The organism is Asticcacaulis sp. SL142, assembly GCF_026625745.1.
In the GTDB taxonomy this organism is placed as follows: domain Bacteria; phylum Pseudomonadota; class Alphaproteobacteria; order Caulobacterales; family Caulobacteraceae; genus Asticcacaulis.
In genome coordinates, this window is sequence record NZ_CP113061.1 from 1,418,305 (window position 1) to 1,431,120 (window position 12,816).

At 58.8% G+C, this 12,816-nt stretch carries 9 protein-coding genes; 1 reads left to right on the top strand and 8 read right to left on the bottom strand.

Going from position 1 to position 12,816, the window contains the following annotated elements:
* Window positions 1-87: 87 nt before the first annotated feature.
* On the top strand, window positions 88-1,917 hold the full coding sequence (locus tag OVA03_RS06510; RefSeq protein ID WP_267527329.1) for an aminopeptidase P family protein: 1,830 nt from the start codon (window positions 88-90) through the stop codon (window positions 1,915-1,917).
* Between the two features lie 45 nt (window positions 1,918-1,962).
* Here the strand turns inward: OVA03_RS06510 and OVA03_RS06515 are convergent, their stop codons facing one another.
* The 8 genes from OVA03_RS06515 to ftsA form a co-directional block, all read right to left on the bottom strand.
* Entirely contained in the window at window positions 1,963-2,316 is a 354-nt protein-coding gene (locus tag OVA03_RS06515; protein WP_267527330.1) for a hypothetical protein, read from the bottom strand.
* A 5-nt stretch (window positions 2,317-2,321) separates the two neighbouring features.
* A complete protein-coding gene (locus tag OVA03_RS06520) occupies window positions 2,322-3,113 on the bottom strand; it encodes an SDR family oxidoreductase (protein ID WP_267527331.1) in 792 nt (263 codons plus the stop codon).
* A 112-nt stretch (window positions 3,114-3,225) separates the two neighbouring features.
* The gene (gene ligA / locus OVA03_RS06525; RefSeq protein WP_267527332.1) at window positions 3,226-5,376 is read right to left on the bottom strand and encodes an NAD-dependent DNA ligase LigA; all 2,151 of its coding nucleotides are present in this window, start codon (window positions 5,374-5,376) and stop codon (window positions 3,226-3,228) included.
* Between the two features lie 46 nt (window positions 5,377-5,422).
* Window positions 5,423-7,132: a DNA repair protein RecN gene (gene recN / locus OVA03_RS06530; RefSeq protein ID WP_267527333.1), complete on the bottom strand. Its 1,710-nt coding sequence runs from the start codon at window positions 7,130-7,132 to the stop codon at window positions 5,423-5,425.
* A gap of 74 nt (window positions 7,133-7,206) precedes the next feature.
* Window positions 7,207-8,109 carry an outer membrane protein assembly factor BamD gene (locus tag OVA03_RS06535; RefSeq protein ID WP_420710488.1) on the bottom strand — a complete coding sequence of 301 codons (903 nt, stop codon included), beginning with the start codon at window positions 8,107-8,109 and terminating at the stop codon, window positions 7,207-7,209.
* 117 nt (window positions 8,110-8,226) lie between these two features.
* Window positions 8,227-9,120, bottom strand: coding sequence for a UDP-3-O-acyl-N-acetylglucosamine deacetylase (gene lpxC, locus OVA03_RS06540; protein WP_189485723.1), 894 nt, complete (start codon window positions 9,118-9,120; stop codon window positions 8,227-8,229).
* 278 nt (window positions 9,121-9,398) lie between these two features.
* The gene (gene ftsZ / locus OVA03_RS06545; RefSeq protein ID WP_267527334.1) at window positions 9,399-11,192 is read right to left on the bottom strand and encodes a cell division protein FtsZ; all 1,794 of its coding nucleotides are present in this window, start codon (window positions 11,190-11,192) and stop codon (window positions 9,399-9,401) included.
* Window positions 11,193-11,471: 279 nt separating this feature from the next.
* Entirely contained in the window at window positions 11,472-12,806 is a 1,335-nt protein-coding gene (gene ftsA, locus OVA03_RS06550; RefSeq protein ID WP_267527335.1) for a cell division protein FtsA, read from the bottom strand.
* Between the last annotated feature and the right edge of the window lie 10 nt (window positions 12,807-12,816).

The window sequence follows — 12,816 nt, forward strand, 5'->3', positions numbered from 1 at the left end:
CCTTAACCCAGCTTACATTAGGCATCTTTGAAACCCAATTTCAAAGGTCTATATGTTCGGGATAGCCCTTTAAACCCGAGTCCCGCCATGCCCGCAGACACCGCCTTTCAGACCTTTGATGTCACCACCCATCCGACGCAGGGGATAACCCATGTCGCGGCCTTGCGTGCGCAGATGACCGCACTTGGGCTGTACGGCTTTATCATCCCCCATGAGGATGAGCATCAGAACGAATACCTGCCCGACGCCAATGAACGTCTGGCGTGGGTGTCGGGCTTTACCGGATCGGCCGGGGCAGCGATCGTGTTTCAGGATAAGGCGATCCTGTTTGCCGATGGGCGATATACGCTGCAATCGCGCGAGCAGACCGATCCGTCAGTGTTCAGCGTTGAAGATTTTAACGGCATGGCGTCACTGGCCGAACACATCCTTAAAGCGCCCAAAGGGTCAGTCATCGGCTATGATCCGGCCCTGCACAGCCCCGATGGCCTGAAAACCCTCAAAGCCGCCGCCGATCAGGCGGGCCTGACACTAAAGGCCACATCGCCCAATCCGCTTGATCTGGCATGGGGAGAGGCCCGCCCTGCCCAACCCGCCGCCCCGGTTGTGCCGCACCCGCTTGAATTTGCGGGGATATCCTCTGCCGACAAACGCCACGGCCTTGCCGACACTTTGAAAGCCAAGGGTGCCAAGGCGGCCCTGATAACCGCCCCGTCATCGCTGGCCTGGCTGTTCAATATTCGCGGCGGCGATGTCATCCGCTCGCCATTACCGCTGGGTCAGGCGATCCTGTTCGATGATGGCTGCGCGCAGATTTTCCTTGAACCGGCTAAGGTGACCGAGGGTCTGGGTGAGTGGCTGGGCAATGAGGTTTCGCTGCTGACGCCTGCCGATATTGCATCGGCTCTGGCTGACCTTAACGGCCAAAACGTCATGGTCGATCCGGCCATTTCCTCGGCCTTCTGGTTTGAGGCCCTGACCTCGGCCGGTGCCACCACCGTTCCCGCCGATGACATCTGCGCTTTGCCCCGCGCATGCAAGAACGAGGTCGAAATCAAAGGCACCGCCGCCGCCCATATCCGCGACGGCGCGATTTTATCGGCCTTCCTGTACTGGGTCGCCACAGAGGCACAAACCACACTGCCGTCAGAAATCGAAGTGGCGCAGAAATTGGAATCGCTTCGCATCGCCTCTGGCCGCGTCAAAGACCTGTCGTTCGACACGATTTCGGGGTTCGGCCCGCACGGCGCCCTGCCCCACTACCGCGTCACTACGGCCTCCGATATCCGCATCGCCAAGGGCAATTTACTGCTGGTCGATTCCGGTGCGCAATCTGAGGACGGCACCACCGATGTCACTCGCACTATGGCGATCGGTGAACCAAGCCCTGAGCACAAGCGCATGTTCACCCTGGTGCTCAAAGGCCATATCGCGCTGGCGACCGTGCGTTTTCCTGCGGGGACGACGGGCACGCATCTGGACGTTCTGGCGCGCCAATATCTGTGGGCCGGCGGGTTTGATTATGATCACGGCACCGGCCACGGCGTCGGCGTCTATCTGGGCGTCCACGAAGGCCCGCAGCGGATTTCAAAGACCCTCAACCGCTATCCGTTGCAAACCGGCATGATCGTCTCCAATGAGCCCGGTTTTTACAAAACCGGCGAGTTCGGCATCCGGATTGAGAACCTGCAATATGTGACCAAAGCCACACCCATCGACGGCGGCGAACGCCCCATGCACGGGTTTGAGAACCTGACGTGGGCGCCGATTGACCGCAACCTGATCGAGGTTTCGCTGCTGAGTGAGGCTGAACGCGCCTATATGGACGCCTACCACGCCAAGACCTTTGACCTGCTCAAAGACCTCGTCGCCCCCGACGTCCGCGAGTGGCTTAAAACGGTATGCGCCCCGCTCTAAAAATCCCCTCTCCCGCTTGCGGGGAGAGGGTTAGGGTGAGGGGGATTATAAAGATTTATCCAGATCCACCCTCATTTCTCGAACGATCTCATCTCTGGTAACAGAGAATTTTTCAGTCGCCTCGTTATCAAAGAATTTTGCAGAAATGGTCACTATTTTCTGAGGTGCCACCAGCTTTAACCGCTGATGCCAATATACCACCTTTTGTCGGTTTTCCTGCGAACTACTCACGACGCTATTCTGCAATGCCTCGACATAACCTGCATATACCGTCAGCTTTTCTCGGTATCTAAATTGCCGTTTGTCAAACCTATCTTTCAAATAGGTTGTTAGTAGTGAACCGATACCCAAGCCGCCAATTAGCGTAATTAAAGTGCTGACGATTTGTTCCGTTTCCATATTCTCTACCCTCGCCCGTACAGCGGCATATTGGTCGCCATGATGGTCACGAATGGCATATTGGCCTCCGGTGGCAGGCCCGCCATATGCACCACCGTACTGGCCACATGGGCCACATCCATCCGCGGCTCAGACCGGATAGTGCCATCGGCCTGTAGCACGCCTGATGCCATCGCTTCAGACATATCAGTAACCGCATTGCCGATATCGATCTGGGCCGCCGTGATGCCAAATGCACGTCCATCGAGGATGATCGATTTGGTCAGGCCCGTTACGGCGTGCTTTGACATCACATAGGGCGCGGCATGGGGCCGTGGCGCATAGGCCGAAATCGAGCCGTTATTGATGATCCGCCCACCTTGTGGGGTTTGTGATTTCATGGCCCGTACGGCTTCGCGCGCGCATAACATAGTACCGGTGACATTGGTGTCGATGACGGCCCTGGCCTGCGCCCAGTCGAGGTCTTCGAGGGGTACTGCGGGGGCACTCACCCCCGCATTGTTGAACAACATATCGACACGCCCAAAGCGGGTGATCGTTTGGTCAAACAGGCCGGCAACCGAAGCTTCATAAGTGACATCGGTGGGGATACACAGGATATCGCCCGCACATAAGTCTGCGGTGTCTTTAAGCGCCTCCGCCCGCCGACCGGCCAGCCCCAGCGACCAGCCGGCCTGCGATAAAGCGACCGCAACCGCGCGGCCTATGCCGCTGCCCGCACCCGTGATGACGGCGATTTTCAGTTTCAGTTCCATACCTATGTTTACCCCCTCTAAGCGCAAATCAATGATTTGCACTTAGCTCCCCCTCCAAGAGGGGGAGTTCTAAAAAACAATCTCCAAGAACTCCCCCTCTTGGAGGGGGAGCTTTCAGGGACGCTGGCGTCACTGAAAGAGGGGGTAAACGGCTCTACACCCCGATCATGCTCAACCACTCGTCCTCGGTCATGACCGCAACCCCCAGTTCTTCGGCTTTTTTAAGCTTAGATCCCGCGCCGGGTCCTGCCACCACAATATGGGTCTTGGCGGAGACCGAGCCTGCTACCTTGGCCCCCAGCCGTTCCGCCTGAGCCTTAGCCTCATCGCGGGTCATACGTTCCAGCGCACCGGTAAATACCACCGTCTTGCCCGATACCGACGATCCGGTCGCCACCGCCTCAGCGTCCTTCACCCGTAGTTCGGCCAAGAACCGCTCATAAATACCGACTTCGTGGTCATTTGAGAAATAGGCCATCAGCGCCTCGGCCACGCTGGGGCCTATCTGATCCTGCTCGATGATCGCTGCCCGCGCCCCCGGTTCATCCGCAACCGCCGCCGTCATGGCCGCGCGAAAGGCCGGTTCTGAGCCATAGGCCCGCGCCAACAACTTGGCCGTAGTATCGCCAATATGCTTGATGCCTAGGGCGGCGATAAATCGCTCCAAGCTGATATCACGCCGGTCTTCGATCGCTTTGAACAGATTTTTGACACTCAAATCGCCCATGCCTTCGCGGTCTTTGAGCTTTTTGAGCGACACCGCATCACGCGCTTCAAGCTTAAAAATATCGGCAGGTTCCGAAATCAGCCCGTCTTCATAGAATTTGAGCAACTGCTTTTCGCCCAGACCTTCGATATCCAGCACCCGGCGGCTAACGACGTGTTTGAGATATTCGACCAGCTGATGGGGGCAGGCATGTTCGCCGGAGCAGCGCCGCGCCACCCCTTCTTCGCCCTTGGCATTGACCTCACGCACCACTTCGGTCTTGAGCGGGCACGGACAGATGGTCGGAAAATCATAGGGCACGGCGTCGGCTGGACGCTCACTCAACTCAACCCCGACAATCTGCGGTATGACATCGCCGGCGCGTTGCACCCGCACCAGGTCACCGATGCGGATATCCTTACGCGCGATCTCATCGGCATTGTGCAGGGTCACGTTAGAGACCACCACGCCGCCGACCGTTACCGGCGCCAACCGCGCCACCGGCGTCAAAGTGCCAATCCGCCCGACCTGAATGTCGATGGCCTGAAGGTGGGTCAGGGCCTGCTGGGCCGGAAATTTATGGGCAATCGCCCAGCGCGGCGAGCGTGACACGAACCCTAAGCGACGCTGATAATCCAGCCGGTCAACCTTATAGACCACCCCGTCGATATCGTAGCCCAGTTCGGAGCGGTCCTTTTGCAGGCTTTCGTAAACCTCAAGCAGGCCCTCGGCATTAGACACGCGGATTGAGCGCGGGTTGACGCTAAAGCCCCAGTCGCGGAATTTTTGCAGGGCTTCGGATTGGGATGAGAAAAATAATTCAGGCGTATCTACATATCCGCCGCCCATACCCGTTTCACCTATTGCGCCTTCGCCAAGAACACCGACCTCGCCCCAGGTATAGGCAAAGAAACGCAAGGGTCGTGATGCTGTAATCTTTGCATCCAGTTGCCGCAGCGCCCCCGATGTCGCATTGCGCGGATTGGCAAAGACCTTGCCCCCCGCCTCAGCAGCTGCCGCATTCATGGCCGCAAAAGCCTCCAGCGGAAAATAGACCTCGCCGCGGATTTCGATCAGGTCGGGGAGTTCCCTCCTTGCACCCACTAATCTGGGCGGAATGTCTTTGATGGTTTTGACGTTTTCGGTGATGTCTTCACCGGTGCGGCCATCGCCACGCGTCGCCGCCCGCACCAGTTCGCCATTGACATAGAGGATAGAGCACGACACGCCGTCGATCTTGGGCTCGGCGGCGAAATGGATGATTTCCAGCGGATCAAGCTTCAAAAACCGGCGGATACGGCTCACGAAATCAGTAATGTCTTCAGCGCTGAAGGCATTATCGAGCGACAGCATGGGGATGCCGTGCTGAACGGGTGCGAACTTGGCCGATACCGGCGCCCCGACCGTTTCTGTGGGGCTGTCTGCCGTCATCAGTTGTGGATACAGTGCCTCAAGCTGGCGTAATTGCTGCTCCAGCAGGTCGTAATCGGCATCCGACAGTTCCGGCGCCTCTTCGTTATAATAGAGCGCCCGGTGATGATTGATCTCGGCGGTCAGGCGATCATGTTCGGATTTGGCGGTGTCGAAATCTGTGGTCATTTGTGATTCTTCCTCCTGTCCTGTTTACAGGAGACGAGAGGTTTTATCACCCCCGCACCAGCGCATGGGCGGCGGCGCGGGCGGCTTCGGTGATCTCCGCCCCCGACAGCATCCGCGCCAGTTCTTCAAGGGTTTCATCTTTAGATAGCTCGACGACTGAGGAGCGTACCCCCTCGCCCGCATCGGCCTTTGAGACCTTCAGGTGCTGATCGCCACGGGCGGCCACCTGCGGGCTGTGGGTCACCACAATCACCTGCGACGCTTGCGCCAGTTTTTTCAGACGCAAACCGACCGCGTCCGCGACCGCGCCACCGACACCCTGATCGACCTCATCGAAGATCATCACCGGCCCCTTGGCATCGACGCCGCCCTTGGTCGCCAGTGCCGCCTTAAGCGCCAGGGCAAAGCGCGCCAGTTCGCCGCCAGACGCAATCGCCGCCATGCCGCCCCACTCCGCCCCCGGATTGGTCTTGACCTCAAACGCGATCTGATCGCCGCCATTAGAGCCATAGCGCTCGACCTCCAACGGCGTCATCGCCACCCGGAATCGCGCCTTATCAAGTTTAAGCGGCGTCAGTTCAGCCATAACAGCGTGGCTTAAGGTCTCCGCCGCCTGCGCACGTTGCGCCCGCAAGGCTTCAACCGCGAGGTGGAAAACGCTTTCGGCATCCTTAATCCTGGCAGCCAGTTTCTTCAGATGCGACTCGGCATCCTCGATCTGGTTGAGGTGATGGGCCATGCGCACCCGCTCTTTGGGCAGATCCTCGACCAGCACATTCAGCTTTCGCGCCATGCCGCGCAGGGCAAACAGCCGCTCCTCGACCCGGTCGAGCTTGCCCGGTTCGACATCGAGCGCATCGGCCGCCGCGTCCATCAGGGCCAGAGCTTCGTCGGCGGCAATCAGGGTACGATCGAGCGCCTCAGCGGCTGCCGACAGGCGTTTTAATACCTCATGTTCTCCGCTCGCCCCGGCCTGAGCCGCGCGGGTGCGGGCATGATCCAGCGCCCGAAACGCCTTAGCCAGTTGCTGCGACAGCCGATCGCCGCCGACAGCGGTACGCGCCTCGGTAATGTCTTCCAGCGCCCGCTCCGACGCCCCAAGCAAGGCACGCTCAGACGCCATCTGCGCCTCTTCGTCGGCCTGCGGGTTTAAGCGCTCCAACTCCTGCAAGCGCAGGGTAAGCGCCTCGATTTCCGACGCATCGGCCTGCGCCTTTTTATGCAGATCGCGGTACTCGTCTTTCAGTGCCTTAAGCGCCTTAAACGCCGTTTGCACCTCGGCCAGATAGGTGGCACAGCCACCATAATTATCGAGCATGGCGCCGTGGGTCTTAGGGTCGAGCAAGCCGACCGTCTCGTGCTGACCGTGGACCTCCAGCAGGCTGTCACCAAGCGCTTTGAGCACGCTGACGCTGACCGACTGATCATTGACAAAGGCTTTGGAGCGGCCATCGCGGCTGATGACCCGGCGCAGCAACAGAGGCTCACCGGCTTCTAGTGCAAGGCCTTTGTCTTCCAGAAATTCATAGAGGGATGATGTGCCCGCGATCTCAAATTCCGCCGTCACGGCGGCCTGCGGCGCACCGGCACGGATCAGGCCAACGTCAGCGCGCGCACCCGTCGCCAGCCCCAGCGAGTCCAGAATGATTGATTTTCCCGCCCCGGTTTCACCCGTCAGAACACTTAAGCCCGACCGGATATCCAGATCCAGCCGGTCAACCAGAACCACATCCTGTATCGTCAGGCGAGTAAGCATATAGACCACTAAAAAAGGCGGGTTCCAAAACGGTCCCGCCTTTATCGAATCATGACAGGCCGCTCAGCCCCTATTTAAAGCGGAGTGATGCGGCTTAGCCAGCTTTTTTTCTTCTTTTGTTCTTTTTCTGGTGCCGCGGTCTCAACCTTCTTGGCGTCGGGATCGGGGGCCACCGCCAGGGTCTGTCCACGCGACTGCATCAGCTTATAGGCTTCGTTGTACCAGAACTCACCGGGGAAGTTATGGCCCAGCACAGCCGCATTGCGGTTGGCTTCGTCGGTCAAGCCCAGCACCAGATTGGTTTCGACCAGACGATAAAGCGCCTCCGGCGTATGGCTGGTGGTCTGGTATCTGTCGATGACGGTGCGGAAGCGACCGGCGGCGGCCAGAGGCTGGTTCTGGTTCAGGTAATAACGCCCGATTTCCATTTCCTTGCCCGCCAACTGATCGGCGACCATGTCGAGTTTCAGGCGCGCATCCTTGGCATATTCAGAATTGGGGTAACGCAGGATCACATCGCGCAGCAAGGTTTGGGCCTGCACCGTATAGGCCTGATCCCGGCCAACATCGACGATCTGCTCGAAATAGTTATTGGCCTTCATATAGTAGGCATAGGGCGTGAGCGGCGAGCCCGGATAAAGCTGAATGAAGTGATCGGCCGCCGTATTGGATTCCTCATAACGATTGGCCATGTAGTTGGCATAGATCGTCATGACGATGGCACGGCGCGACCATTCCGAATAGGGGTGCTGACGCTCAACTTCCTCGAAATAGGAAACGGCCTCGTTCCAGCTTTTTTCGTCCAGGCGCTTCATACCGGTGGCGTAAAGCTGCTCAACCGGGCGTTCTTCGTACACCAGTTGCGTACGCGCGGGCTTTTTACCGGCACAGGCACTCAGGCCGCCGATGGCAAGGCTGGCCAGCACAATAGCGGCAATAGCTTTTTTGGAAACAAGCTTGGTCTTGGTAGGCGTCACGCGCATATGTCCCTAGTTCTTGGCCTTAGTTGCTCACAGGCCCGGACGTAAACGACCGGAATCCCCCAATGGACACTTACACGAGGCGGTTTAAATAGCCAACAGCCTTATTAAGGCTTAACCCGCTTTCGACAGGGCCGGAGCCAAAGTCACTACCTGGTATGCATCCGGGCGGGACAATAAGGCACGAACAAGGGCATTATTAAGGCCATGACCGGCCTTGATTCCTTCAAAGCGGCCAAGAATCGGCATGCCCAGAACATAGAGATCGCCAATGGCGTCCAGGGCTTTGTGACGCACGAATTCATCGGTATAGCGCAGGCCCTCAGCGTTCAGTACCTTATCGCCGTCGATGACAATAGCATTGTCCATAGACCCACCACGGGCCAGACCGGCTGCGCGTAAGGCTTCAACCCCTTCGAGGAAGCCGAAGGTACGGGCCGACATCAACTCATCGCGGAAGCTGTCTTCGGTGACGACCAGATCGACGACCTGATGACCGATCACCGCGCTGTCGAACTCGATTTCAAAACGCATTTCAAAGCGATCGCACGGCAGAAGTGACGCACGCTTATCGCCTTCGATCACATGCACCGGCTTTAGGATTTCAATCACGCTTTGCGGCATCGGCTGGCGGCGGAAACCGGCACGGTCGAGCAGTTGCACGAACGGCAAGGCCGAGCCATCCATGATCGGCACTTCCGGCCCGTCCATCTCGATCAGCACGTTATCGACGCCCAGCGCTGACAAGGCAGCCATCAAATGCTCGATGGTCGAGACCGACACCCCGGCCTTATTAGTGATGACCGTGCCCAGACGGGTCTGGGTGACGGACTCAGCGGTGGCCGCAATGATATTATCGCGGTCAGTGATGTCGGAACGCATGAAGACAACGCCGGACCCCGCAGGGGCCGGACGTACCGACAAACGCACGCGCTCACCGGTATGCAGACCTACGCCCGCGCAAATCGCCGGGGTGGCCAATGTGTGTTCATGATGCTCTGGCAACATAGACAGATAATCCAAAAAGTCGTTATGCCGTCGCCCCGCACATGGGGTTTTGGCCTAGTGTGGGTATAGTTTCCGCCCACGTTAATCACAACTGAACTTGAATTTCTGTTTGTAACGTAAAGGATTACGGCAAAAAGTCGTTAAGATCGTGCCCTGCCAAAAGGCCTTATGCCGTAAGCCGTGACACCCTGAAACGTAAAGGGCGCGCCAGGGTTTGAACCTTAGCGCGCCACAATTACGATGCTAGATAGTGTTATTAACGCAACACTTATATTGTCTTAGTTGGCCAGTCTGCGCAGGAAGGACGGGATCTCAAGGTCATCCTCAGCTTCCGGGGCCGCCGACATTTCCGGCTTGGTGACACTGACCGTCGCGGAACGATGATCTGTGGTCTCCGATTGCGCCGGATAGTTGGGCTGTACCGGCGGCTGTTGCGTCACCGGCGCGTAGTGCGAGGTCGTGTCGCGATTACGCTGCGGAAACAAAGACCTCCAGATCGAGCCCTTCTCCTCCTCCGGCTGGCGGGCCGGGGCATGGGTGGGGGTCTGAACCGTCGGACGAGCAGGCTCTGGGCGCGGCGCATTGCCAGCGAAAGCCGGGCGCGGCGGCTGCGGATAGGTCGGACGCACGATTTCCGGTTGGCGAGGCGCCGCAGGGGCTACCGGTTGATCGGGCACGCTGGAGAACAGGCCGTCATCTTCGCCTTCGACTTCAGGGTCGACGATCTTGCCGATGACACGGCTTTCCGGAACCTCAACCCTTGGCATTTCAACTCTCGGTGCCTCAACTCTGGGCGCCTCAGCCGGGGCCGAAAAGGTCGGGCGCGCCATAGGTTGAATCTGGGGCTGCAGCGGCTCACGCGGTGCGACCGGCTCAATGCGCGCACCAAATTCACGCGACACCGGGGCTGTTGTCGCCGGAGTCGACGCAAACGCAGGTGCACTTACAGGTGCAGGCTGTTGAGTTGCGGGCTGTACAGTTGCAGGCTGGGCCTGTTGGGGCTCACGCGACGAGCCCCCCGTGAATAAAGGGCTTTTGGGGGCCGCCTGTGCTACAGGTTGCGACTGAGCCGGTTGAGCCTGAACCGGGGATTGCGCCACCGCGACCTGGCTGTCCATGCCGGTAGCGACCACGCTGACGCGCAGCTTACCTTCAAGCGACGGGTCAAACGCCGCCCCAAAGATGATGTTGGCGTCCGGATCGACCTCAGAGGAGATCGCATTGGCCGCTTCGTCAACCTCAAGCAGGGTCATATCCAGACCGCCGGTGACATTGACCAGCACAGCCTTGGCGCCCTTGAGCGAGGTTTCATCGAGCAGCGGGTTCTGAATAGCGTTTTGCGCGGCCTGCATGGCACGGTCATCGCCCGATGCTTCACCGGTCCCCATCATGGCCTTGCCCATTTCGGACATGACCGAGCGCACATCGGCGAAATCGAGGTTGATCAGGCCCGGCAGCACCATCAGATCAGTGATCGAGCGCACGCCCGAATGCAGCACCTGATCGGCCATGCCAAAGGCTTCGGCAAAGGTGGTGCGCTCATTGGCGATACGGAACAGGTTCTGGTTCGGGATAACAATCAGCGTATCGACATAGCGTTGCAGCTCAGAGATACCGGCATCGGCCAGACGCATACGGTGACGGCCTTCAAACATGAAGGGTTTGGTGACCACACCGACCGTCAGTATGCCGCGTTCACGCGCACATTTGGCAATGATCGGCGCCGCCCCCGTGCCCGTACCCCCGCCCATACCGGCGGTGATGAACACCATATGGGCGCCATCAAGGTGCTCAGTGATTTCGTGGTGAGATTCCTCAGCCGCGGTCATGCCGACCTCCGGGTGAGCGCCCGCGCCCAGCCCCTGAGTGATCGACACACCCAACTGGATCTTGCGGTCGGTCTTGGCAAACTGGAGCTGCTGGGCGTCCGTATTGGCCACCACAAACTCCACGCCTTCCAGACCGGACTCGATCATGTTATTGACGGCATTGCCACCAGCGCCACCGACACCGAAGACGACAATGCGCGGCTTCAACTCGGTTGTGCGCGGCGCAGACAAATGAATAGCCATGGTTTGAACCAACCTCCCGTAACCTCTGCCCTCACAGCCTACCGGCCGGGGGATTGCCGGGGACGAGCCTTGAGAACAGCTCGCATCACCTCAGCAGAACTCAGAGGACTATCTGACATTAAATACGCTTAACGAATAGTTACCGAGTAATCTGAGTCGGGCGGTTTTGAAGCCTTTTTGGTAATAAATTTTAACGGAGATTACCAAAGTGTGACTTTTTCGGTGGATAGACTTTCCACAGCTTTCCACATGCGGCGAAAATGTGTCGTAGATATAATTTTACAGGTTATTTCTCAGCCAGTCGATCATGCGCACGACCGCGCTGCCGCCCGTACCGGCGGTTTGGGGCGCCGCCCCCGGCCCAAGTCGCGCGCTCATAATCTTGCGTACCGGCACCACATCGCGCGGACCGTAAAGCGTGCGCAGGATAACCCCTGCCGCCGCCGAAAATGCCGGCCCCGCCGCCGCATCAGCCAGATGCGGCACGCGCTTAGGCTTACCCAGACGCACCGGACGATCAAACACCCGCACCGCCAATTCACGCACGCCCGCCAGTTGCGAGGCCCCACCGGTCAGGACAATACCTGCCCCCGGCTCAAGCTGCACACCAGAAGCTTTGAGTTTTTCCCGCAGCAATTCAAAGGTTTCCTCAACACGCGGCGCAATGATGCCTTTGAGGATCGAGCGCGGCACCGAGATCGGTCCCGCTCCTGGATCATCCCCACGCGGCGGCGCTTCGACCATTTCGCGGTCTTCGTTGGATGAGGCAATGGCCGAGCCATGCAGGGTTTTCAGACGCTCAGCCCCGGCCAGGGTCGTTGATAAACCGCGCGCGATATCGGCCGTGACGTGCGCCCCGCCGACATTCAGGCAATCGACATGAACGAGAGAGCCATTGGCAAACACCGCCGCCGTGGTGCAGGACGCGCCCATGTCGATGCAGATGCTGCCCAGTTCTTTTTCATCGTCTTCGAGGGCCGCAACCGCTGCTGCCAGAGGCGCACACACAATGGCCTGCACCTCAAGATGGGCCATGCTGACGCACTGCTGAATGTTATTAAAGACGTTTTCGTCGATGGTAATCACCAGCAACTCAAGGCCCAGCGACCGTCCGGTCAGATTACGCGGATCGCGCACGCCCGATTGCCCGTCCACCGACCACGACACCGGTAACAGATGGATGCAACGGCGATTGGGGAAGCGCACCTGAGACAGGCCCGACTGAATGGCGCGGGTCAAATCAGCATCAGAAATCGGCTTGGTGCCAAGGGATACCTGCGCCGACACGCGGTGCGAAGCCATCTGCGCCCCCGGCACGGAGACGCGCACGCCCTGCAAAGAGGCATTAGCCATGGCTTCGGCACGCTCGACCGCCTGACCTATGGCCTGAGAGGCAGCGTCCATGTCTATGATATTACCTGCGCGAAGCCCGCGCGACTGCACATAGCCAACCCCGGCGATGCGGATAGACTGATCAGCCTGACGCGCCCCTTCGGGCTTTAAGATAAAGCAGCCGATCTTGGACGCGCCTAGGTCAAGCGAGGCCACAAGCCCCGGTGTGACTTCAGCTTTGGGGGTAAATTCTTTACCGGAACGATCTTCGTAACGCGACATATGACGATTT